This is a genomic window from Bacteroides sp. AF20-13LB, from assembly GCF_003603065.1.
Taxonomy (GTDB): Bacteria; Bacteroidota; Bacteroidia; order Bacteroidales; family Bacteroidaceae; genus Bacteroides; species Bacteroides uniformis.
Map to the genome: position 1 here is coordinate 143,393 of NZ_QTMH01000009.1, position 25,259 is coordinate 168,651.

24 protein-coding genes are annotated in these 25,259 nt (G+C 41.0%); 1 reads left to right on the forward strand and 23 read right to left on the reverse strand.

What is annotated here, in order from left to right; genetic code table 11:
* Positions 1-5: 5 nt before the first annotated feature.
* The 15 genes from DWX62_RS12310 to DWX62_RS12395 form a co-directional block, all read right to left on the reverse strand.
* On the reverse strand, positions 6-1,106 hold the full coding sequence (locus tag DWX62_RS12310) for a glycosyltransferase family 4 protein (protein WP_165859017.1): 1,101 nt from the start codon (positions 1,104-1,106) through the stop codon (positions 6-8).
* A gap of 8 nt (positions 1,107-1,114) precedes the next feature.
* Entirely contained in the window at positions 1,115-2,020 is a 906-nt protein-coding gene (locus DWX62_RS12315; protein ID WP_120172886.1) for a phosphotransferase, read from the reverse strand.
* Entirely contained in the window at positions 2,017-3,225 is a 1,209-nt protein-coding gene (locus DWX62_RS12320) for a glycosyltransferase family 4 protein (RefSeq protein WP_120172887.1), read from the reverse strand. The genes DWX62_RS12315 and DWX62_RS12320 overlap by 4 nt, the downstream gene beginning before the upstream one ends.
* Entirely contained in the window at positions 3,222-4,556 is a 1,335-nt protein-coding gene (locus DWX62_RS12325; protein ID WP_133303672.1) for a hypothetical protein, read from the reverse strand. The genes DWX62_RS12320 and DWX62_RS12325 overlap by 4 nt, the downstream gene beginning before the upstream one ends.
* A 16-nt stretch (positions 4,557-4,572) precedes the next feature.
* Positions 4,573-5,688: a glycosyltransferase family 4 protein gene (locus DWX62_RS12330; RefSeq protein WP_120172889.1), complete on the reverse strand. Its 1,116-nt coding sequence runs from the start codon at positions 5,686-5,688 to the stop codon at positions 4,573-4,575.
* The gene (locus tag DWX62_RS12335; protein WP_165859018.1) at positions 5,685-5,993 is read right to left on the reverse strand and encodes a hypothetical protein; all 309 of its coding nucleotides are present in this window, start codon (positions 5,991-5,993) and stop codon (positions 5,685-5,687) included. The genes DWX62_RS12330 and DWX62_RS12335 overlap by 4 nt, the downstream gene beginning before the upstream one ends.
* A gap of 248 nt (positions 5,994-6,241) precedes the next feature.
* Positions 6,242-7,516 (reverse strand): nucleotide sugar dehydrogenase, encoded by a 1,275-nt coding sequence (locus tag DWX62_RS12345; protein ID WP_120172892.1) that lies wholly within the window; start codon positions 7,514-7,516, stop codon positions 6,242-6,244.
* Positions 7,513-8,613, reverse strand: coding sequence for a glycosyltransferase family 4 protein (locus tag DWX62_RS12350; protein ID WP_120172893.1), 1,101 nt, complete (start codon positions 8,611-8,613; stop codon positions 7,513-7,515). The genes DWX62_RS12345 and DWX62_RS12350 overlap by 4 nt, the downstream gene beginning before the upstream one ends.
* A 13-nt stretch (positions 8,614-8,626) precedes the next feature.
* A complete protein-coding gene (locus DWX62_RS12355) occupies positions 8,627-9,418 on the reverse strand; it encodes a glycosyltransferase family 2 protein (RefSeq protein WP_120172894.1) in 792 nt (263 codons plus the stop codon).
* Between the two features lie 14 nt (positions 9,419-9,432).
* Complete coding sequence (locus DWX62_RS12360; RefSeq protein WP_120172895.1) at positions 9,433-10,707, reverse strand: hypothetical protein; 1,275 nt, start codon at positions 10,705-10,707, stop codon at positions 9,433-9,435.
* A gap of 2 nt (positions 10,708-10,709) precedes the next feature.
* Positions 10,710-11,072: an acyltransferase gene (locus DWX62_RS22495; RefSeq protein ID WP_279387160.1), complete on the reverse strand. Its 363-nt coding sequence runs from the start codon at positions 11,070-11,072 to the stop codon at positions 10,710-10,712.
* Positions 11,073-11,737: 665 nt separating this feature from the next.
* Positions 11,738-12,379, reverse strand: a complete 642-nt coding sequence (locus tag DWX62_RS12375) for an acyltransferase family protein (RefSeq protein WP_120172897.1) — start codon at positions 12,377-12,379, stop codon at positions 11,738-11,740.
* Positions 12,349-13,803: an oligosaccharide flippase family protein gene (locus tag DWX62_RS12380; protein ID WP_120172898.1), complete on the reverse strand. Its 1,455-nt coding sequence runs from the start codon at positions 13,801-13,803 to the stop codon at positions 12,349-12,351. The genes DWX62_RS12375 and DWX62_RS12380 overlap by 31 nt, the downstream gene beginning before the upstream one ends.
* Positions 13,804-14,481: 678 nt before the next feature.
* The gene (locus DWX62_RS12390) at positions 14,482-14,793 is read right to left on the reverse strand and encodes a glycosyltransferase family A protein (protein WP_120172900.1); all 312 of its coding nucleotides are present in this window, start codon (positions 14,791-14,793) and stop codon (positions 14,482-14,484) included.
* A 160-nt stretch (positions 14,794-14,953) separates the two neighbouring features.
* Positions 14,954-15,271: an Arm DNA-binding domain-containing protein gene (locus tag DWX62_RS12395; RefSeq protein WP_120172901.1), complete on the reverse strand. Its 318-nt coding sequence runs from the start codon at positions 15,269-15,271 to the stop codon at positions 14,954-14,956.
* Between the two features lie 271 nt (positions 15,272-15,542).
* On the opposite strand from DWX62_RS12395, the gene DWX62_RS22005 reads away from it, so the two are divergent.
* Complete coding sequence (locus DWX62_RS22005) at positions 15,543-15,686, forward strand: hypothetical protein (protein WP_165859019.1); 144 nt, start codon at positions 15,543-15,545, stop codon at positions 15,684-15,686.
* 288 nt (positions 15,687-15,974) lie between these two features.
* Here the strand turns inward: DWX62_RS22005 and DWX62_RS12405 are convergent, their stop codons facing one another.
* The 8 genes from DWX62_RS12405 to DWX62_RS12440 form a co-directional block, all read right to left on the reverse strand.
* Positions 15,975-16,688: a CpsB/CapC family capsule biosynthesis tyrosine phosphatase gene (locus DWX62_RS12405; protein WP_120172903.1), complete on the reverse strand. Its 714-nt coding sequence runs from the start codon at positions 16,686-16,688 to the stop codon at positions 15,975-15,977.
* 8 nt (positions 16,689-16,696) lie between these two features.
* Positions 16,697-19,087, reverse strand: a complete 2,391-nt coding sequence (locus DWX62_RS12410) for a polysaccharide biosynthesis tyrosine autokinase (protein WP_120172904.1) — start codon at positions 19,085-19,087, stop codon at positions 16,697-16,699.
* 9 nt (positions 19,088-19,096) lie between these two features.
* Entirely contained in the window at positions 19,097-19,894 is a 798-nt protein-coding gene (locus tag DWX62_RS12415) for a polysaccharide biosynthesis/export family protein (protein ID WP_120172905.1), read from the reverse strand.
* Between the two features lie 12 nt (positions 19,895-19,906).
* Positions 19,907-21,052 (reverse strand): MraY family glycosyltransferase, encoded by a 1,146-nt coding sequence (locus tag DWX62_RS12420; protein WP_120172906.1) that lies wholly within the window; start codon positions 21,050-21,052, stop codon positions 19,907-19,909.
* Between the two features lie 10 nt (positions 21,053-21,062).
* Entirely contained in the window at positions 21,063-21,599 is a 537-nt protein-coding gene (locus tag DWX62_RS12425) for a UpxY family transcription antiterminator (RefSeq protein ID WP_009276713.1), read from the reverse strand.
* A 462-nt stretch (positions 21,600-22,061) separates the two neighbouring features.
* A complete protein-coding gene (locus tag DWX62_RS12430; protein ID WP_009276712.1) occupies positions 22,062-23,270 on the reverse strand; it encodes a site-specific integrase in 1,209 nt (402 codons plus the stop codon).
* A gap of 498 nt (positions 23,271-23,768) precedes the next feature.
* Positions 23,769-24,557: a PRTRC system ThiF family protein gene (locus DWX62_RS12435; RefSeq protein WP_005644258.1), complete on the reverse strand. Its 789-nt coding sequence runs from the start codon at positions 24,555-24,557 to the stop codon at positions 23,769-23,771.
* Positions 24,554-25,255 (reverse strand): prokaryotic E2 ligase family D protein, encoded by a 702-nt coding sequence (locus tag DWX62_RS12440; RefSeq protein ID WP_120172907.1) that lies wholly within the window; start codon positions 25,253-25,255, stop codon positions 24,554-24,556. Before DWX62_RS12440 ends, DWX62_RS12435 begins: the two co-directional genes overlap by 4 nt.
* Between the last annotated feature and the right edge of the window lie 4 nt (positions 25,256-25,259).

The window sequence follows — 25,259 nt, forward strand, 5'->3', positions numbered from 1 at the left end:
ATTAGTTATTCATTTACACAGAAGGACAAACACGAAACCATACATCTTTCAAATCTATCCAGCGTATATCGAAATTTGAAACGTTCGTAACCAGCCTCCCCATATTGTAATCTTAATTGTGGATTATCTAATAACACTTTCAATTTCTTTGCCAAATCTGCCGCATCCTTCGTTTGGCAAATCAATCCCGTCTTACCGTGTTCCACCATTTCGGCAATGGCACCTTGGCTTGTCGCTACTATTGGCAACTTATATTGCATGGCTTCCAATACCGTCAATGGAAAACAATCATCAAATGTGGGTTGCACGAAAATATCAGCATCACAAAATGCTTCTGCCTTTTCTTTACCGTATTTTCTTCCTACGTAAAACACGCAATCATCTATACGGCGTTTCTTTGTTTCTTCTGCAAACATCCTACTGTCTATGTCTTTCGTTTCGCCACCAACAAATCGGCACATAAATTTTTCCCCTTTGACCTTAAGTATCTCGCAGGCATCTAATAAAGTCAAAACGCCTTTATCTATCAATAGATTAGATAAAAAAAGAATACAGGCAATGGTATGAGATGTTATTTTCATCCTGTGAGTCTCTTCCGGGATACCGTTAGGACAAATCAATATCTGTTCTTTCCTTACCACATTCTCTATATCTGGATACAACCGCCAAGAAAGCAATATCACTTTCGTGTTCCGATAAACCAGAGGCAACAGCCAACGATAGGGCCACTGCTTCACATCCCGACTCATCCCTTTATTATGCTGATGAATCACAATCTTCTTCCCGAACAGTTTACATAGCAGCACAAACGGAGCATCTTTTAAAAAACCTATTCCATGACAGGTTATGGCCAAGTAGCAAAGGTCATAACGACGGTGCATCAATTTTCCTAAGACTAAACAATAAGCCCATACGAAACGTACCATTTTCAGTAGCGGCTTCTTGCCAATCTCATCCATCCGCCGTGAAGTGGAAAGGTTTACAAAGTCACAATCAAACGCCCCGTTTATAAGCTTGCTCTCCTTAATGTATTGATTCATCATGGCAGAGCCGTGAACTGGAGGCGGAAGAGGAATGATAAAAAGAATCCTTTTTTTTACCATCATAATGCAGTTTATATGTTTAGAAGTATTTGCTGATAACATCTTGCCATTTGTGTGTTCCCTTTTTCCTTTTCGCTTTTCAAACGTGTTGTAAGGAAAAAAAGAAGATAAGGGCGATAGTCGGAGATATTGAATTCATTGAAATATTTAAGGATATAATCGACATTTTCTTTCAGCAGCACCAGTATTCTTCTTTCATCAGCCCCCATCACCAACCGGGTATGTATAATGAATAGAAATAGGTCGTAACCCAAAGGACGGTTAGTCGCCATTTCCCAATCAATCAACCGAATCTCCGTACTATCCTGCAACATATTCCATGGACAGAAATCACCATGGGAAAGACAAGTCTCCAACTCGTTTGTTGCATCATCTTCCAATTTGATTGAACCTAAAGAAATAAGTATATCCAGAATTTGGTCGGACAAGTCAAACGAAAAATAAGCTCTTCCACACACTCTTGAAGTGACAAAGAACACTTCTTCACCGTTATCCTTAACATTCAGCAATGCCGGAGAAAGATTCTTTCCCTCCAATTCCCTTAATACCCGTATTTCATTCCTTGATAGTGCTTTAGCCTTATCTTTGATAGAATACTTGGCGAAAAAGCTTTTGTTTTCTTCGGGAATATACCCTAACATGGAAATCTTCTGTTCATCTCCCGGTGTACCCAAATTAAATGAAACCAAAGCATTTTCCGGACACATATCCATAATCTTCCGGTAAGGAAAATCCAATCGGCTTTCATCTATAGAAGATAGAGCACGTACCCATTTGCAAGACATGAACATCTTCCAGTAAAGTCTCACCAGCAGACTCCCGTATGGATGATAAACGCCGTATAGAAATCTCGACCGCAAATCTGTTTTTGGGAAATAATAGGATGTACGGAATGTTTTGAATCTATAGTATTTCATTCTAAAACTTTTTTGTAAATTCGGTCAATCTGTTTGCCTTTCTCTTCCCAACCATACGCCAATGAACGACGATAGGCCGCAATAGACATTCTCTTCCTTCTTTCATCGTCCGTTGCTATTTCATCTATAGCCTTAGCTATGTCTTTTATCACTTGTCTTTTTCCACGGATAGATATTTTGATTCCACATTCATCTGTTATTACATTTGTGAAGCCACAATGGTCCAACGCTATTGTCGGCAATCCATAAGAAAGTGCTTCCAATAGCACGGTGGAGGTCAAGTCCGACAAGCTGGTGATGCAAAACAAGTCGCACTTTTGCATTATAACCATAGCCTTTGCCTTCTCCACCCATCCATACCATTCTATTTGGAGTTGAGAATAGCGTGCCGCCATCTTTTTCCATCGCTTCTCACACGCTCCGTCGCCGATGATGTGCAGCTCAATGGGAGACTGCACTTGTGCCGCAGCCTCTATCAACAGGTTCAGTGATTTTCTGGGCGTAAATTGACCAGACCAGCAGATTTTCAATGTTTTACTTTTGCTATGAGATGTGTATTCCTCTCCTTTGCCTGAAAATCCCACCTCTGGTATGATGGTGGATTCACGATCATAAAGCCTCTTTATTGTATCAGCCTCATTCTGCGTGGCGGCTATCAGAGCCTTGGTATGCCGCATTGCCGCTTTCACACGCCGATTGGTACGCATCTGCCACAGATTAATCACGTTCCGTGAGAAATAGAACATCGCACCTCTCAGTCCCATGGAGCAGAGCATCCGCCACGGAGTGATGTTGAATCCTCCGATGGGTCCCCACACCAATGGCTTGTTCAATTTCCACAGATAGCCAGGTTCACGGTAGCCCACCATATTAAGTTGATGGACGAGATCAAAGTGATGTATCTTGTCCAAATCCAAAGCTTTGCAGTATGCTTTCCTTTGCCATTCCTGATAGAACCAATAATACGAAGGTGGCCATAATTTCCGAAGCAATTTATGACGCTGCTTGGTGATAAAATAGAAATGCTTGTTGATACACTCTTCCGGGTACTGCACCAAGTATCGTTCTATATCATTTTGAAACTTGCTTTCCACCAAAATATGCAGTTCATGTCTTCGCGCTATCTCTCGCACGAAGTTCCATCCCATGCCCGGTTCAGACCCTTTGTAGGGCGAACAAGCGTAACAACTGACTAAGATCTTCATCGGAGGGATATATTTTCAAATCGTTTCGACATCATGTTAAGAATAGCCGTCATGGACTGATGCACGCTCTCCTCGATGCTGCCTCCTGTATCTACCCATACGGCACGATGGCTTTTATCGGCAAATTTCCGCAATGTTTCCACTTGCCGACGCACCTCTTCTATCAGCAGTTCGGGTTTACGCCGGTGTATCTTCTCCGGGTCTGTACCTACGCAGATGACGAGGTCGGGGGGCGGTACAAACAGCCCATACCACTTCAGCAACCATTTGGGCAAGCCGATGCAGGCACGCTGAGGGTCGTTAATATAATCGTAGAAGTAGCGGTCGAATATCCATACGTGGTTTTTCACCGCCTTGTCCATATATATCTTCCTGAAATAACCATAGGTGTAGTCTATCCAGTAATAACTGATGCGCAGCAGTGAGCCCAAGACCCCCGAGGTCTTCCCGGCATGCGGGTCGCTACACACTACCATCGGTGCGTTTTTGCATCGCTTTCCCGTTAACACTGCCAGTGCAGGCAAGTAGTTGGGGCGCATATGCTCGTAATAAACGCCTTTGTGGAATGCCTCACTGAGTACGGGCGTAATGGCATCAATGATAGTACTCTTTCCCGAGCCATCGGTACCAAGGAAAGCCACGGTGTAGCCCAGTGGTTTCCCGAATCGTTTCAGCTTACCCAACTGACCGAGATAGTAGTGTATGCGAGAAGCCATACTCTGCAGGTCATTGGAGGCTGCGATGCCTACCTCTCTGATGTGCCGCTTATCGAAACTTCCTTCTCGTAGAGTATCAACGATCAGTTTCCTTACTTTTGGCGAGAAAGCTTTCAGGATATGATTGATTGTTGCTTCATCCTTTCCGGCTATGGCCATCTGCGCTTTCCGACAATAGGCTTCCTTGCATTTCTTATTATTCAGTGTCTCCTTCAGAAAGCTCATCAGACCATCAGCTTCGGGCGAAAGTGCTCGAATGCCCTTTTCTGTAACGAACGTATTGGCAGTAATAATATCTTCATCTATATAAACACATGTACGATGGTTTGCAAAACCATCGTACATATCTATCTGCAAACCAGATAGATATGTACACAGTGTAAACTGTGGACACATTTTATCAGCTTTATATGACACCAATTTAGCCCCAGTCTCTCTGCACACATCGTCCAAAATCTGAATAAATGCGTTGTGGTCTTTGGGGGCTACATAGATGTCAAGATCACTCTTATTTGTCGATTCAGGCAGTTCTTCGTAGTGACGTAGCACACAATAGTTGACCTGCCGCTCGTTCAGCAGTCTGAACAGCGACAAGGTGATGGTATTCGATTTCATTCCTATATTGTCGATTTTATAAAGTTTTAAGATGGTGTATGAGTCCTTGCATAGACGCACCATAAGTCTGTTTCATCTGTGACGATCGTAGCATATCAAAAGTAGCGGGTTGTACTTTAGCGTTCAGCTTTTTCAGCTTTGCAGCTAAATCATTCACATCGGTTGGATCGAATGTGTATCCGTTTTTCCCTTCTTCTATTAAGCAGGACGATCCGGCACGGCAAGATACAAGGCTCTTGCATCCTGCCAGCAGTGCTTCATTGACCACAGTCCCGAAAGGCTCTTGGTAACTTGCTAATATAAATACACTTGCGATATTATACCAAGCATACAATTCATCGCTTTCCAAGCGCCCTGTAAAAAGAATGTGAGCATCTTTTCCAGCAGCCAATTGCTCCAACATCTTCCGTTCGGGTCCGTCTCCGACAATCACCAAAGCACACTCATCCGTTTGTATGGCGGTGAATGCTTCAATTATCGTCTCCACATTCTTCAGTGCTACCAGACGACCTACAAATAGAATCACACGTTTGTCTGTCAATCGATTCCGTTCTGCCAATATTTTACTTTTAGGAAGCAGGCGACTGTACACCTCACGAGCCTGATGGTCTTCTTTCAATATAGGGAAACAATAACCTTTGCCATAGTGGTATCTATACCATTCCGTCACTTTCGGTTCCACCAGAATCAGTTCATCCAATTTGGGAGTTATCCATTTTCGAAGCCGGCGGTGCAATGCGGAGAAGTCGTTGTGTTCCGCCACCATATTATAACTGTCGTCACAGACTGATACCACCTTGTATGCTCTTCGTTTCAGCCAGCGATGCAACAGTACTGCAATGCAGTCAAGACCGAATTCGCTGACCAATACAATATCCGGGCGGTGTTCGTCCAGTTGCTTCCAATAGTTACAGCTAATGATGAGCGATTTTACACGTACCAGCTCTTTAAGATAGATGGGATTGAAACGAAACTGTTCGATTATCTTGTCGTAGTCGAACTTCTGATTCAGCAGATTCTTGTACTGTAGGCACACACGCGCATCAAATGCCTCCGATAAATCGTTGAAGAAATCAATGCGGTATGGCGCAATGGTGCGATGGAAAACTAACAGACGGGATGTATGATTCATTCTTGCTTAATAAATGCCCCTTTGTAACCAGGGACAATGATTTTATGTTTTGATACAATCGGTCTATTGTATAATAAGGTGTTGGCTTCTACATCAAACGTAACAGTGCTATTGGATCCGATGACTACATCATTTCCTATAATAATTGGTCCTGCCACGACACTTCCTGCAAGGATATTTACATTGTCGCCTACGATAGGTGTCCTTATACATTTTCCTTCCTCAAGGCGTTCTTTGCAATTATTGCCTCCCAATGTCACATATTGCCCTATCAGACAGTTCTGACCGATTTTTTCTGCACTCAATATGATTCCATAAGGATGGGGCATCCGGAAATAAGGACCAATATCCTTACAATTAGCTTCAATAAAATAATAATGTTTAAGTATATGCTTGCAAAGCCTTGAAATTACCCCCCCCCAAGTTCACTAATCTGATGAGGAGTAAGGCGCGCTTGTCATGACTGAAAAGGAAGTATAAGATGATATGCCACATATCACTCTTTGCGCGTATGGCTGCGAGATCTGTCTTGATAAGATCGAGTATTGTCATGTTACAGTCTCCCATCAATTACCGTACGGTCAAGCGTCCCTTTCACATCATACACTACGCTGGTCTCATCACGTAGCATACTACGTATATCCATGTTCAGGAATATATGATGTGCTACACAAAGTACCACTGCATCATATTTTTCATCGTTTATAACTTCTTTGACAATGTCGATTCCGTATTCATGCTTTACAGCATCTGCATCAGCCCATGGGTCACAAACAGTCATATTGGCTGTATATTCCTTTAGTGTATGATAAATATCCACCACTTTGGTATTACGGATATCAGGACAATTCTCCTTGAATGTGATGCCCAATAATAAGATATGCGCATCTTTTACCAGCACACCTTTTTTATTCATCAGTTTGATGACCTGTTGTGCCACATACTCTCCCATGCCGTCGTTAAGGCGACGTGCATTCGACATCACACGTGGCAGCACACCATACACCTGTGCTTTCTGAATCAGGTAATAGGGGTCAACAGAGATGCAGTGCCCTCCCACAAGACCTGGGCTTAGTTTGATGAAATTCCACTTCGAGGCTGCCGCTTCAATAACATCATGCGTGTCGATTCCCATGGCATTAAATATTTTGGCCAATTCATTCATAAAGGCAATGTTTACATCACGCTGGCTGTTCTCAATTATCTTCGATGCCTCTGCAACTTTTATCGAAGGTGCTTTGTGTGTACCGTTGATGAGTACCGAATTGTACACACCATCTACGATATCGGCAATTTCGGGTGTAGATCCCGAGGTGACTTTCTTGATTTTCTCGACGGTATGCTGTTTGTCACCGGGATTGATGCGTTCAGGACTGTAACCGGCGTAGAAATCAACATTAAATTTCAATCCGCTCACACGTTCCACCATGGGTAAACACTCTTCTTCGGTCACGCCAGGATATACGGTGGATTCGTAAACCACAATATCTCCCTTAGAGATTACCTTACCAACGGTCTCACTCGCGCCCCACAATGGTTTGAGGTCGGGTCGGTTGTTCTCATCCACAGGAGTTGGAACTGCCACAACATAGAAGTTGCAGTCTCTTATATCTTCCAAGTCTGTGGTACACTTGAATCCATTCTTCTGAATCGCTTCTTGGAGCAACGAATCTTCTACCTCAAGAGTTGCATCGTGTCCACTCATCAGGCTCTCGACCCGATCCTTGTTCATATCAAATCCCACTGTTCGAAATTTGGTGGAGAATAATCTTGCTAATGGCAATCCCACATAACCAAGTCCGATTACTGCAATTTCAATTTCTTTCATTGTCTATGATTACTTTTAATTAAACTACGATAATAATTGTCGTGATTATGGACAAACGCCTCTTCCGAAAACATTTTTCGTGCTCTTTTAGAGGCCTCTTCCCCCATCCTACAACATAATGATGGATTATCTACCATCGCTATCAACTGTTTTGCCCAGGCTGTAGAATCCGATGGTGGCAGGATGTATCCGCAATGCTCATCAACCAGTTCGGGCAATGCCGAGGCATTGGCTACCATGCAAGGACATTTCATAAACATAGCTTCTACCACACTGATTCCAAATCCCTCGTTTGTTGCGGGATGCACGTAAATCTGTGTTTTGTTCAAATAATCCGCTATATTCTTCTTGTATCCCAACAGCCGGACATTATCTGCGATCCCGTACTCATGTATCATCTTCTCTAAATCCTCACGGCATGGGCCGTCACCAATGATTGTCAAGATAATGTCTGAACGTCTGTATGTATTCACAACTTGGTTCATCATCTCAACAAGAAGGAATACGTTCTTATGCCTATTGAGTCCCCCTACATACAATACAAGGTTTCTTTCTTGACTATCTGAAACCTTAGCTACATTCACTGGACAGTTATAAATGATTGTCCCCTTTTTTGATTTCAATTGCTTGAAATCTTTTTGATACATAGCTTCTATGTATTTGGAGATATAGATATAGTTATCAACCATGCGTATAACCAGTGACATCAGCCTCTTTTGCAGCCCGGACAGAGGAATATATCCGACAAAAGAGCGTACATAGATGGTCTTGGGGCACAATAGCTTTAAAACCAAAACAAATGAATGTTCAACATTAAAATAGAAATGTACAATATCTATTTTTTCCTGCTTTACCACATTATGTATATCCAAAGCAAACCGAAACAGATTCCTCCCATAATTGCCATAAAAGGCTTTGATGCCATTGCACCTATAAAAACTGTCTTCTTCCTTCGCATTGGCTATATTCTGTTTATTGCACACAAAATAGATAGAATAATTAATGCCATTGGATGTAGTTATAAGTTTTCGTATTTTGCCTATCGTACCTCCGTTTGGACTGATAGCAGACGAGATAATCAATACATTTACAGCCATATTACCCTACTAATCAATAATGTATAGGTTCTACTCCTTTTATTCTTCTTATTAGGTTTCTAAAACCCGGTATCCGTTTGAATGGCTCTTTGATAAATTGCCAAACCAACCAAGCATTTCCTTTGGAAATTAAGCGTGCATGATGTTTAATTTTCATGTGAGCTAATTCCTTGAAAAAGCATATTTGAGATGTAGTCGTTTTACTTTCTTCCCATACTCGGAAATAACCAATTTCCGCATCTACGGTATAGCTTTTATATTTACGGACTATCCTCACGAACAGTTCATGATCCATCGTGTAGTGAAATCGTTCGTCCAAGTACCCGACATCTTCTAATACTGAACGTCTGAATACGGTGGAATTTTGCATTACAGACGACGGATCATTGAGTAAATGGTCGTATGTAAAAGGATGTGCTTTCAATACACGAAGTCTATTTCCATCACCATCAATGATGACTTGATGCCCTGTAAGCAGATACTTGTCCGGGCTATTGGAGAAAAAATCATCAATAATATGCAACGCTCCAGGTGCGAGCATATCGTCACTGTTTATCCAAACTATTATTTCCCCTGTTGCCTTTCTGAACCCTTTGTTTAGTCCATCTGATTGTCCTTTGTCCTTCTCTGAAACCCAATTTAGGTGTGGATACTCTTTCAGTATAGAGATGGTTTCATCAGTGGAGCCACCATCTATGATGACATGTTCAAAGTTAGTATATCCCTGATTCAAAACCGATTCTATGTTTTGACGGATAAATCGTCCTTGATTGAACGACACTGTTACAACTGAAATTTTAAGCATATAGCTATCTTGTTTTAATCAATTTCATTACGTCTTTTATATGCATATACCAAAAGCATATATAACATTCCCATCACATGATTATAATGCATGATAACCGATGATTGCACGTAATTGGGAATTTCTGAAAGTACGCAAGCCAGAATCACTATTCCAATTACTTCTTCCATTTCGTCTAAAGAATGGCTATACAACTTAAAACCGCTCCATAAGAGATATACAAACGGCAAGCATCGTAAAATAAGTCCGATGAAGCCTTCGCACCATAGAATGGGGGCAATATATGTATCTCCTCCTAAGACGAAGCTGTATTTTCCTTTGGCGACATCTCTCACATAGCCTAATCCTGTTAGAATATCATCATGATTTTCTAACTTGATGATAACTTTCTCAATCAGTCGTTGTCTAAAGGCATAGGTGCCTTGATTCTTGGCAAGCTGTGAATTTAGGGTGTTATCTATCAGATTGTCCCAAAAGTAAAATGCCGAGGGGTAGATGATCATCAGTAGCATTGTAGCCAGTAAGACATAGAACACCAACATGAACAAGCGGGAGTGCATACCATTTTTCCAAATATAAAATAGCATTGCAAGTGTGACTACAAAAGCGGCAGATGCAATCAGGCTGCGCGTAAACGAAATAAAGGTTACGAAAAGAGCAATCAATACAAACTTCAAGAATCTCTTTTCGTGGAGTTTGAGGTAACAAACAAAGCAAAATGCTAAAATCACAGGAAGTACAGGTGGCATACCTAAGATGTTGCGAAGTACTGTGACTTCTCCACTTGTTTGGTAGGTAATATTGCTGGAGAACAATGGGATGCCACAGCATTGTAGTACATACAAGATTGTCAGCGGAATAATCCATTTCAGTATTAGACCACCGAATTTTTCAAGTCGTTGAATACTCATTGCTGATATATAGGGCATACACAGCAGGAATGAGGGTAGAACGATATAATTGCGACGATATACGGTAAAAGCGGCATTGAATCCTGTGGTCTGTATGGTTTGGAAAAGTTTGAAAAAAGTCCAAAAGGAAGCTATGATGATTAATAAATGGAGAGGTTGGTACAAGGTTCTATAATTCCTCATTAGCGAATGGGAAAATAAGTAGAACGAAAGAATAAAGCACAACAATGGCGCACCCATTAATTTCAGTAGCGGCAAAAATGATGTCACCGTACTCCAGACTCCCCAATTAAAATATGTGCAGAGAAAGATGATGATAAATAGAATATAATCCTGGAATATCAACCTCTCTTCTACTACTTCGATTTCTTTTATCATGACTATGGTATCTTCTTGATGAATTTGGCAGGATTACCACCCCAAATTTCACCGGATGGAATATCTCTTGACACGACACTCCCTGCTCCTATTATTGCTTTTTCTCCGATATTTACACCTTTCAGTATGATACTGTTAGTACCGATGAATGCGTATGCTCCTATATGGACTGGCTTACACTGTCTTTTTTCTATGTCTGTATGATCGGCTCTGTCTTCCCAATGTAGACTATGGAAGTCCGTATCAACAATCAAGCATCCCGCACCTATCTTTGTTCCCTTTTCGATGGTAATGCTTTTATGACAGTGAATACACGTATTCGACATTCCCACATCATCCCCTATGGACAATGTGGCATCTTTCATGACATTGATCTTACTGCATATTCTGTTGTCTATTGGATATTGTATGCCTGATGTGCATATAAAATGTTGTCCAATGAAGATATTCGCTCCTTTTTGAATGTTCAAGACAGGCATTCCATAAAAAATAATACTCTTTTCATAAAAATTGGCTTTCGCGTTCTTTAATATTGTGACGACAATTGTTTGAGTCAAACGTCGTTTTACCCCCCCCCAGCAAATATTTCACAAAGAGGTAGAAGTTACATAATAAACTCTGAAACTGTTGCATGGATTGATTTTATTTACCCAACAAGATGGGAAATTTTAAAGATAACCACTGGATAGGATAGTAGCAAACAAACATTGTTAGCAATCCGACTATCCACGGTTCGATGGATGTATTGGCTATATGACACAATTCAAGGGCGTTATGGAATACTACTATTGTTATGCTATGCACACCCAATATCATCAGTGTTCCGTTACTTATGGTCTTGATAAACATATTTGCTTTTAAATAGTTGCAGGCTTTGAACAATGAAAATGACAGAATGATTGCACCTGTGAAAAACACGAACGTGTTATCACCATAATCATTACTCCATACATAGACCAATCCATTGTCCAGTACAACAATAATACCCAATATCAAGATTAGTATTTTGCTTAATGTACCCTGCAGATTTTTAGGGGGGGGGTAATTTATAACTCATAAAACCAACAAGTTGTAGCTGTTGTTCTTTTATGAATTTCCCTAATGCCATGAATGGGAAACAAGATAGTACTCTATAAAGATACATATCTTGTATATCACTCGAATTAGTCGGAAATATATGTTTTTCACAAACCATCCATAACATCATCAAAAGTGCTAATTCAATGTAATGTTGGCTGATGAATTTGAAGTACTTCACATCTCCCATAAGACAACGGCACAAGGCGAGTACAACGACGAACCATACTCCGACAAATAAGGTGACGTAACCATCCTTCCCCCATGCCACTGCATAAAAAGCCCTCCAAGACATCGTAGCATAATGGAATAGGTCTATGCATCCGTGTCTTGTCATGTCCAAGGCAAACTTGAAAACTAAATTAACGGTGGAATAGATGATAATGGGAATGACCAGACACTTGATGGTTTTCAGGCATTGTCTAGGTCTATACAGATAGCCGGAAATGACAAAGAATGCGGGCATATGAAATGCATACAATATGATTTGTACATTGTCTTTACAACCGGCATGTCCCACTACGACAAAATAAATTAGTAATGCCTTTGCCCAGTCAATCCAAACTACCCGTTCTTTTTCGGCACAACTTGACATATTATCTTTTTTATTTGATCTAACAAAAGTGTGTCTTTTATGATATAGAACTTCACAAAAGTCCAATAGATAAAAGAAATAATGATAGCTGTCACCAATACTATCACATAATGGTTTATATATGTTTTTGCGATTTCGCATATTACAATGATGGGAACGCTAATCAGACAATTAGTAGCCAAATGCTGATATATAGGGGGAATGTCTATGCATTTACGTGCATAGTGAGTAAACATGATAATTTCAATCAGGTGCGGTACTGCAACAGCCAATGCCGTTCCTTTTTCTGCATAATGAGGAACTAATATGACAATCATCAAAAGTGAAAGACTGGTTGTCAAACATGTGACAAAAAGTATCTGCTTGAATTTTTTATATGTCAATAATATCTGGTCTTTGAATACTTGTGCCAAGCCGACAAACAAGACTTGAATGAGTATCACCCTGAAAGGGAAGACTGCATTCTCATAACCTGACCCTGCGACTAACATGATTATCTGTGGTGCCAGTATGATTCCACCTACAATTAAAGGTATAGATACTGTACTAATCAGTCGTATCGACCTTATGATTATCTCTCGGAATGCATTCAGGTTACCTTTTGCATAGATATCATTAAGATAGGGAACGAATACAGAGTTGAATGCAACGATTACAGACAGGATGATTGTATATAACTTTATTGCAGCTGTATAGTAGCCTACTGCAAGATTCCCGCAACTGAATCCCAAAAACAGGACATTGAATGTAGCGTAGAAGGATAGCAGTATCTTGTCTATTCCCATAGATAAGATAGGAAAAAGATATTCTTTGCATTTCCGAATACTGTACTTAAATCTGGCATATCGCCTTGAATATTTCCAGTTTATTGTGGCATTGATGGCTATTTGACCAATGGTCACATAAAAGTAGTTATCATAATCACCTCTATCCCTGACAAAGAGGAAGACACCTAAAATATATAGTGTCCTTATAAACAAGGTTCGCAGTGTGATATATCTAAAATCCTGCATACCCTGAAACAACCATTCCACGAGAAAGACATTGAACAATATCTTTGTTCCGCCTATCCAATAAAGTGTCTTATATTCGCTTAATTGGGGAATATAGGTAACAAAAAGCAAGTAAATTAGTAACAAAACAAGCGACAAAGTCAAATGTATCGAAGTCAACCCATTAAACAGTTCTGTCCTTTTCTTCTCATCGTCGCTATTTTGTGCGATATAACGTATTCCTACTGCACTTATTCCGAGTGAAGCCAACAGTATTGCATAATCAACGATGCTCAAAGCAAAACTCGCAATACCAAGTCCTTCAGCTCCCAATACCCGTGTTACATATGGAAATGTGAGAATGGAGTATAAGTAACCTGATATATTAAGTAATAAATTCCAAAGGAAATTGCTTCTTACACTGCTTACCATTATTGTAATCCTATATTATTTTCTTGAATTTAAAATACATTTGATACAATACGAAATACAGTACGTACGAGAAATTCATTAACCGTATCTTGTTTTTCGTTATCATGTTTGATACACCGTTGATACTGATGGGCAGGTATTGCTTGATTCCTAACATTCGTTTTAGATACCATGGATTGCGCCCGCCTACGAACATATACATGATGATGGAACTACTTAGCACATTGAATAAGAGATTTCTCATCATGCTTTTTTGTTCTTCGGTAAGGTTTGGATGATCGTTCAGATATTCGTTAATGGTTATCAAGTTGTTTTTATATCGATATACCCGTTTCATATCATGTGTCCTGCATGCGCTTCCTTGTCTTGCGTAAACGGTGTATATATGTTTGTCTTCAAATTGGTAGTTTTCTGCATACATTCCTACAAGGGTAGAGAAAAATGTGTCCTCACCGTGTGTGATACCAAGCGGAAATCTTATGGAATACCTATTCAGAAATTTCAGGGAATAGAAAGCCCCCCCACACACTGCCTCGGACAAAACCATGTGACAAGAACAAGTCGGTTCCTTTATATACTTTGTATGTTGGGAAGTTCCATTTTCCGAACTCTGTTGTCCCGTCATCCAAATAGCAACGGAAAGCTATTACTTCTGCCCCTTTATGCCTATCTATACTTTCAATAAGCTGTTTTACCCCCCCCCATTATCCAGTCATCGGCATCTACAAACATGACATATTCACCCTTTGCTTCCTCCAATCCTAAATTTCTAGCAGTACACACACCTTCATTCTCCTTGTGGATTACCTTTAGATTCGTATGTGCATACTTTATGTCATTTGCAATAGTCAAGGTGTTATCCGATGAACCATCATCAATAACTATCACCTCAAAGTCCCTTTCAGATGAGGGATATTTATAAACGGAATCCAGACATTTACCTATATATTGCTCAACGTTGTAAGCTGGTATGATAATTGATAATTTCATAAAGATTGTCTTAATTTAATATTTTAAATATGCCAAATGTTAAACAAAATCTATATAGAATCTGAATTTAATAGTAACTTACAGCCAAAGTGATTTTACTATACATCATGTTGACATAGTCCCTACATCCGTTAAAAGTTTTTTAAAAATTTCCATCTTTCTATTTTGGATGATGAAAAACCGTTCTTTGGCGTTTGAAAATATGTATTATGTCGCCCATAGTCAGAAGACCGGCATCATCTTCCGTAATGATTTTGCGCAAAAGTTCAAGGTCTGTCCGGATTTGGGTACGGAAGCGACAAGCTTCGGGATTATCTCCTTTTACTGTCCGCTTGGTTTCATCCCAAGAAATAACAGATATGTGAAGACGAGAAGAAAATTCCATCCTCCGATTGTGCCCTTTGTAGATTCGATAATAGACCGTACCACGCCCGGCATTTTTCTTACTTGGTTCTAAGCGTGCAACGACTGTAGGCATTCTCTTGTAAGCATCTATTTTTTAGGGTGTCCAGTTCTACGTTCTCGTTTTTGATATTGAATTAACAACTTAATCTATTGATTATTAACTAAAATAGTATTGTTTTTAGGTACAATTTTAACAGACGAAAAAGTATTGCTAATTCATGAGGTCATTATGTTTTAAAGAGGTGTGATTATCAGAACTTTGGAACTTATATCATATCTTTTTTGAACTAAAAGCTAGGACATCAAACTGGACACACTATCTATTTTTTATAAATGTTGTCATAATGGTTGGCAATGATGGCTTGGCTTTCAGAAATAAGAAACATTTCACGGATACGATCCGCAGTTCATTGGAAGACTTCGGAGAGTCCGATTATAAAGATAAAGTGTCCGGTGCGGTACATCATGTCCGTGTCCTTCTGACATGATACAAATTTACTTTACACATAATTAACAATTAAAAGAATGTATGTAACTATTCAGCGATTAAACAATGTTGATAATCAGATGTTTCCGATGATAGTGTTTGCTAAGAAAAAGAGAAAAGCATACAAAATAGATACATCTACTTTCTATTTGTTTACATATTCTTTTTTATTTTTTCAATATAAAACTATTTTCTTCTTAATACAACCATTAGTGAAAATATTTATCGCTGAATAGTTACGAATGTGTGAATACCATAACATTGAATCTGCTACTTAATCTGTTTTCAGTTACCATAGATCGGCTTTGAACACCTGTTCATAGCCGGTTTGTGGTAATTTTTGTTTGTATATAGTTGACTCCAAGACAGCGAGACCGTGTGTGTCGCTACCCGCCAAGTCATAGAAACCTTTTTTCATCAGCCATCTGGCTTTCTTCCTTACTTCTGTTCCGTATGCACCGACCAAAGAGAAGAGATTAAGTTGAAATTTTACACTCAATCCTTTCAATTGACGGTAGTCGCTCTCCTCCATGTAATTATACCGTTCAGGATGCGCCAGAACAGGTGTATATCCTTTCGACTTGATGCGGAGTAGGATGTTGTTCAGTCCCATCGGAGGATTGAAGTAGGAAGTCTCTACTAATAGGTGCTTCCCGTTTTTGCTCAACGGAAGCAGGTCACTCTTCGCCAAGCGTTCCTCGAAGAGGTTATCGAGCATATTCTCAGCTGCAAGATGCAGTGCGATGTCTCCTTGATAAACAGTTTTCAATTCCTCAAAACGGGCTTTCAGAACGGATGTCGTATTTGGCATATCCTCCATGATGTGCGGAGTCAACCAAACATCTTTTACACCCAACTGTTCATAGAGGGATAGGATTTGCAGACTCTCTTCCATTGTCTGCACGCCGTCATCCACTCCGGGGAGCAGATGACAGTGCCAGTCGGTGAATTCCCGAAAGATTCCACTGTCAGCAAGGCTGATACGCTTTCTAAAAGACCACATCTTTCCGTTTACTCTTCCTTCGTATATCCGGCATATCCATAATTGTAGCCGTACTTGTAACCATATTGATAACCGTACCGTCCGCCAGATCCTTCCGTTCCATTGAGAATTACAGACATATTCTTGTACTTCATTTCTCGGTAAATATTTTCCAACTCTGGAAGCATGCTGCGCTCCAACAGGCCTGCACGTACCACAAAAATCGTACGATCGGCCAGTTTCTCTATGATTTGCGTATCGGCTACCAGTTCAACCGGCGGACAGTCAATCAATACAATATCATATTGTTGCTTTAAAGTATCGATTGCTTCCCGTAACCGGTCATCAAACAACAGTTCGGTCGGATTGGGAGGGATGGTACCTACGGGGATGAAACTGAATGAAGCATGTTTCTCATCTGTAACAATAATGTCAGAAATCCGATCCACTTGTCCTCCTAAATAATTACTCAAACCAATTTTGGGCGAATGGATATAAGCTGAAGCAGAGGCATGGCGAAGGTCGCCGTCAATAACCAATACTTTTTTATTTTTGATGGCAAGACTCATGGCTATGTTCATGGTCAAGAACGATTTTCCACTGCCCGGATTGAACGAGGTAACTACAATCACATTGGAGGATTGATCTTTGCCAATCATGAATTCCAGATTGGTACGCAAGACACGAAAAGCCTCATTCATAATATCACGGCTTCCTTCTTTAACCACAATGGTATGTTCCTCATGTGATTTTACTCTTTTCTTGCCACGTATAGACAAAGGAATCTCTCCGATAAAAGGAACGCTCAAGCCCTCCAGGTCTTTTCTTCCACGAACACGGGTATTCATGTTTTCACGCATGAACACAATGACTATCGGTATCAATATACCCAAGGCAAAAGCCACCAGGAAAATGTTCTTCTTTACGGGAGCGGTAGGAATCATGCTTCCTCCAGGCTTTGTTATAATACGGGTATTGTAGGCCGTAAATGCCTGAGAAAGCTCGTTCTCCTCACGTTTTTGTAACAGATATAGGTAAAGTGACTCCTTCACCTTTTGTTGGCGCTCCACGCTAAGCAGGTATTTGGACTGCTTCGGGTTGGAGGCAATCTGCGAAGTTGCCTGTCCCCCAATGGCCTCCAAACTTCTGATTTGTGCACGCAAAGCTACCATTTGGTTGTCAATGGAAGTGATCAAAGCGCTTCGCATATCATCCAACGACTTGTCCATTTCCCTGACTAAGGGGTTCTTGGCACTACTATGAGACACCAAGCTATTGCGCTCCAATAACTTGGTATTATATTCATTCAACTGTGTGGCAAGGTTTGCATTTTCAATGCCGGAATTGGCAGGGAGTAACTGATGTTTATTGTTTTCATTGGTCAAATAGTTCTTTATGTATCGGGCCATATATGTCTGGTTGTTCAATTCACGAATTGCGGCATTGGCTTCATTGGCTTGAGTCATATACATATTTGCTGCCGCCTGTACATCCGGCAGCAAATGCTCACTTTTGAAAGAAGATATATCATCATCCACATTGCCAAGCTCACCCTCAATCACACCCAAACGCTCATTGATGAACATGGATGTACTGACCGCTATCTGATTCTTGTCCCTTACCCAGTTCTCATTGTAAACGGATATAAGGGTATTGAGCACATCTTCCGCCCGTTGGGTGCACACATCCTGGAAAGACAGCGTGATGATATTGGACTTCTCATCGTTCTGGGATATATTCAAGCGAGCAGAACAGCCAGCTGATGCCGCAGACAAAGACTGGCGGGTTACATAAATGGTACTTTCTATTTTGCCTGAATAAGCAGCCGATGGAATAACGACAATAGGACCTAGGGGGCTTTGAATACTGTCATTCAAATTGCCTTTCACAAAACCATCATTTTCTATTTCTGTTCCATTCCGTGTAAAAGAGGATAATTCCACTGCACCATCCTTTGCCAGATGCAGTTCGAAAGTTGCGGATTCATTCTCGGAAAGATTAGGAATCACCACCTGGACAGGAAGTTGGTTTCCATACACAGTCTGTTTATGAAAACGTCCGTCTGTCTGATAATTCATTTCCAAATGCAATCGAGACACCACTTCACGCATGATGTCGGGAGACTTCAAAGTTCCCATCTCGTTATAGACATTGGTGTTGGTCGTAAACAGTCCCAGATCGGAAAAAGACTCCATATCCGTAGAAGAAGATTTCCCTTTGGAATCGTCCTTAATCAAAATAGAGGCAGTTCTGACATATACCGATGGGGTTCTCAACAGATAAAAGGTCGCAACCCCCAAACATAAGGCCAATGAAATGGCAAACCAGTGCCATTTGTTGAGACAGAGGTAAAACAAATCCTGTATGGTAATGAAATCCTGCGTATTTTGTACTGTTGATTTATTCTGAATAGTAGCCATTTCTCTTTTTTATTTAGCGATAAGTACAGCGATGGAGGTCAATAAAGAAGCCAGGGAAATCCAGAAAGAGGTGCTGCGCACATTGTTCCCGTTTACGGTAGACTGACGGGCTTTGGTGGCATTAGGCTCCACATATACCACATCATTCTGTTGCAGATAATAGGCAGGTGAAGTATAAAGATGCTCAGCCGAACAGAGATTGACACCATAAACCCGCTGTTTTCCTTCTTCTTTACGTAATACTAATACCTTTTCTCTCTTTCCGTAAATAGTGAGGTCTCCCGCTTGGCTTAAGGCATCCAGGATGGTAAGGTTATCCTTGTCGATACTAAAACGGCCGGGATTGTTCACTTCACCCATTACGGCTACGCTGAGATTCATATATTCCACCGTAACAACAGGGTCTTTAATCAAATCATGCGACTGTAGCTCTTTTTTTATATAGGTAGCCACCTCTTCACGGGTCATACCGGCTATATGGATTTCTCCCAACACGGGAAAGTCAATGTTCCCTTTGGAATCTACCGTATAACCGGACACACCACGATTAGAACCGGAAGAGCCCTCCATGCCGATCTGTTGAGAAACAATCGGCAAGTTAAACAGGTTGGTTAGGCGCAAATCCTGGCTGTTGACTAAAATAGACAATTTGTCTTTCGGCTGAATCTTAATCTCTACCGGATCAGTAAGTGCCAATTCACTTTCGCCCGGACGTAAATCTTGAAAATAAACGACTTCTTTTGAAGTTGAGCAAGCTCCTAAAAACAGGAGTAATATTGCCCCAATTAAATTTTTGCAAAAATTCATATTGATATAAAACTATAGTTTCGAATGAGCTATATGGATTCTACGGGTTAACCATAGATTACCCAAGGTCCATATAAAGATGTCCAGTACTAAAAGTAAGGTTACATTTATATAACGTGAAAGCAAAATATTGCACAGGGTAAAACAGACGGATATAAGCACAATGGTAATCATGGCTGTACGCTGCTTCATACCAATGGCAAGCATTTTGTGATGGATATGGTTCTTATCTGGCAAAAAGGGATTCTTTCCGTTTCGCACACGGTGCAAATAAACCCGTACCACATCAAAACAGGGAATGATAAGCGGTGAATAGGCTAAAAAGAAAGCATTAGGCTGTTGCATAGAGGGATTTACCGGAAACCCGTTAAGCAGTTTCAGACTTAAAATGCAAGTCATCATACCAATCGTCAAGCTGCCGGTATCACCCATGAATATTTTGTTCTTTTTGGCAGGATCTCCAAATACGTTATAATAGAAAAAGGGGACGAGCACTCCAAGTGTCGCAAAAGCGAGCAGGGCATAAATGTATTCGCCTATTATAAAAAACACCAATCCATAAAAAAGCATAGCCACTCCACACAATCCGGAAGCCAATCCGTCTATCCCATCTATCAGATTGATGGCATTGATAATAAATACCACGGCGAATAAGGTAATGGGGTATCCAATCCATTCAGGAAGAGCGTGAATAAACAGCAAACCGTGCAGGTTATTGATCCACAGCCCGCCTGCAATGACCAGTAATCCGCAAATAATCTGTATGGCGAACTTGGCACGGTAACGGATACCAATCAGGTCATCAGCCATACCAACCAGATAAAGCATCATAATGGTACAGAAGCCGAATGCCAACGGGCGGCTTTCACTGCCGATATTACCAAGAAGCTGACCGTATCCCAACAACATATTGAGTCCCAAAGCAAGTGCCACCGAGAAAAAGACAACCGGCTTGAAGGCTATCCCTCCTAAACGGGGTACTACTCCCTGATGGATCTTCCGTTCATCAGGCACATCAAACAGACGCTTACGAAATGATATCAACAAGATTTGTGGAATCAAGACGCCGGCACAAAATACGCTCAAGGCGAATACAAACAAGGAGTTGACAACCCAAAAGGCACTGGAATTGTCCATTACATTTGAAATAACAGTCATAAATATCGTATCAGGCAAATTGAATATACTCAGGAAGAACCTCCACACCAACAGCGAGATAACCCTTTAATTCGACAAGCAAGCGTTTTATCTTGCTGCCTCGTATTTTAAGCAAACAGCCCTCATATCCATTGAGAGCGCCTCCTATAATCCGAATTTTATGTCCGCACATCTGAGGGGTTATTTCTTCCGGCAAATAATATTTGGGTGAATCGGAACTGCTGACGGCTTGTATGAATCTGTCCATTTCCAAATCAGACACAGTCATAGGCTCCCGGAACGTATTCCGCAACCAACGGTATTGAAGCGTTTTGGTTCTTTCCACAATGGAGTCCAAATGCTGACGGGAATCATAAACAAAGAGCAAATCTTGAATGACCGGAACTTTCTCACGCACCTTTTTGCCCTTTTGCAAAATGATTTGCCACTTCAAGGGGACAAACACCTTTACTCCTGCTTCTTGCAGTTGTTTGTATGCCGGCTTTTTAGCATTACACCGTTTTAAATCACGCATGACATACCATTGTGCGTATTCAGTATTTCCCATTGATATACTTTAGTTCAGGCAAATATCACCAATCCTGCACGATTATTCTATTTGTTAATAATCAGGCAGTTACAAAATACTTTCCAAAAGTAGGAATCTTTTATTCCTTTAATCATCCCTTGCATCGCTATTCTAAAAGGCAAGTGTTCACTTATACTAAAACATACTACTCTTCTTAAGAGAAGTACATCTATATAATGAACTTGAAAGAGTAGCGATAGTCACTTTATCTTCTTAAGAGAAGTACATCTTTTAGTTATAAAGCGATAATAACTTGATAAACAAAGTCATGTTAGAGGATATATGGGGATGATTGTTTTTCATTTTACGCATTATGTTGAAGATTCTTAAAAATAAGTAGTAAAAAAAGTTCGCTTTATGCCTTGATTTTTAGATTTTTTCGTACTTTTGCAAACGAAATATACTTCTCTTAAGAAGATATGTACCTTTTTCGGTATTTATTTATATAGACATCAAAATGAGACTATTTGCCTTGTCTACAATAGATGTGTCTAAAGAGGCAAGATAAATTCGGGTGGTTTGCTCCGAATCATGTCCCAGTGCCTCACTGATGACAGGCAAAGAAACATTTTTACTTTGAGCGATGCTGGCCCAAGCATGGCGGGCAACATAGGTGGTAAGTGGAATACCCAGACCCATTTGTTTGCCAATGTGTTTCAGATTTCTGTTGATACGGTGCGCTTCATTTTGGTATTGATGCCATTCGTCCACACCATTGTTCTGAATAATTGGTAGCAGGTAGGAAGTTTCAGAGGTATTGTATTTATCAATAAGTTCCTGCATGGGCTTTTCCCATTTGATAAACAATTGCTGACCGGTTTTTTTTCTCCGATAGGTCAGGATTCCATTCTGGAGGTCTTTCTTTTTCAGGAATGCCATATCCACAAAGGACATTCCACGTGTATAAAAACTGAACATAAAGATGTCTCTGGCAAAAATGAGAGACTTCTTATTAAGATCCAAATCCCGTATTCTTCGAATCACGCTGAGGGAAACCGCCCGTTTCTTCGTTTTGTCTATGCCGGTATAGACATGCTTGAAGGGATTTCGTTGAACAACAAGCCCTTCATTCACGGCCCGGTTATAAATGGCCCTGAGGTTACGCATATAATACGAACAGCTATTCGGGCAGATGCCATTCCCTTTGAGCCAGCTTTCATAAGCTATCATCTGATTGGAATCCATTTCATCCAACGGGACATCTCCACGGTTATTCAAGTAACGTTCAAAACTGTTCAAGGCACACTGATAGGTACCAGCTGTGCGTACCTTACCTATCTGCCTCAATTCTACCAGCAGTTCTTTTCCATATAAAAGGAAAGTGCAATTCCCTTCAGGAGCAGTGTAAAGTTCTATTATACGGTCCACAGTGAAAGGGCTGTCTTCCTGATTCAATCGGTTGATGCATTTCTTTATTCGGAAAAGGTCTTTATCAATTTGATTTTTTAATGCGGCAAGATAGCTTTTTCGGCCTTCTCCACTTCCTGCCGAGACATTGATTTCACCGGAAGCAGAAATCCACTCACTTGGAAACAGTTTGTAACCGGTGCGGATATGCCGTACTTTACAATGATGAATTATTTGATAATGAACCGTTCCCTCTTTAAGGATAACGGATGAAGGACTGAATTTTACTTTTACACTAGTCATAAACAATCAATTATTAGTTTAACATATGGAATAAAACAGGAAGTAATTCAAAAAACTTCAAGCTGTTATGTATATCTCCAGCTAAACTATTCTTGATTGATAAAAGACGCTTTAATTATTTTTATCTAAAGCATTGTATTGAGTAATATGACATAATAAGTAGATGTTGAAAATTAGTTTATACTATTCTTAAGAATTAGTTATACTTAAAATCACGTTCTTGCACCGCATCTGCTCGCCCTGCACTCAGTCACATAGCTGAGTACAGAACAAGCAGCTACAGTACAATAACGAAATTTTAATGTATAACTAATTTCCAACATCTACTTATGATAAAGTAAAAGACCGCGTTCTGTATATTGCGTGAAGACTTGAAACGGAGTGTCAGAGCCAATGCAAAGAATATCTTGCCATATAGAAAATGGAAAACTCAAAATGGAGAGGCTGTTTCCTGAACTCTTTCCATTCAAGCGAAAGAATTTATAACTGCTGACCTGTCTATATGATTATCGGGTTCACTTTCATCGTGTCCAGATTCAGGTACAATCCGTTATGCTCGATCACTCCGTTTCGGAACATCTTCCATAGGATGCCGCATCCGAGTTGTGCCAGTGTGGAGTTAATAAACAGGTCCTGTCTTTCCAACGCTTCAGCCAGCGAACAACTCGGGCCGGAATCGGTTTCCTTCACTCTCGCGTATTTCACCATGCGGGTGATGACTTTTAGCGAATTGACGGTTTCATAAAGTTTGGACGCCGGCTGTTTGATTTTCTTCGGTACGGTACCCAGCACGACTTGCCCCGTGGTCTGCGTGTTTCCGAAATCCATCCAGTACAAGGGGGTCTCGTAAGTGCAGTATGTCGGTTGCGGCAAAGCCCTCAACAGATTCCACAAGTCGATCCGTGACTTGATGTTATCGGTACAGGTAATCGTGATATTGGCCAGGTTGTCCCGTCTGGTATCCTTCAATACTGCCGGATAGATGTCCGCTTGCGCCTTCCAGTCATTCCCGAAAAAATTGTTTATCCGGGTGACGAGGCATTGTGCCTTGTTCTGTCCCAGGTCGGACGGTCCGAAAAGCTGGCGACCGATGTTGGCTTCCGTCACGGTGTCGGGGTCATACAGTGTAACGAACAGTCCCGGGTGTCCGAGTCCCCTCAGAGCTGTGTCAAGACGTGCCAGGCAGGTGAGTACCTGCGACCCGGTTCCTCCCGCTCCGATCAGGTTTACCGTTACCGGATGCTGCGGACTCATCAGGTAACTGTCGGTATAATGTACTCTTTTCATGTCAGTATGTCTTTAAGTTTCATATTGTTCAACGGTTTCAACTCTTTGAGGTCGAATGGTTTGTTCCTGGCCGTTTTCGTTACTAGCACAAGGTTCGACCGGGTCGGATTTCCGTTGCCTCCCAAGTGCGAAAACTCCGTCAGCCAGAATTTCTTTTCCCAGTATTGCAGCAGGCTTTCGTATGTCAGGTTCTTTGGCAAGTCTATATTGGCAGAGCCCAGGCATACGCTGGAGCCGGTCACGTTGAAGAACGGCGCGACATATAGCAGCGTATCCTTGCCGGGCATGTCATCCTTGTAAGCATATATCCTCATCCCATGTTCCCCCGCCTCGTAAATCACTCCCGGCAGGTTGTATTCCGCATTTTCTATTTTGAGGTCGGAGCTGAAGAACATCATCCGCTTATGCGGGGGATTGTACCATACATACCGCTCGCTGCCCTTGCGTGAATCGCAATAGATTAGGTTGGACGGTACTTTTCCGTAAGGCGTGCTGCTATGCCTTTCCGAATATCCCTTTACAAGCTCGTTCATGAATTCCTGCGTTATAGGCCTGCCTTCCGCCATGTTTCCACGATCGTTTATGTCCCGTATCTCCAGAAAAAAATTCTTGTCATCCTCCGAGGCGTAGGCTATCAGTGCCGCCTTGGGGATAAGCTGGGTCTTCAAAGTTCTTGTAAGTTCGTTTGTTTCCATCATAGTG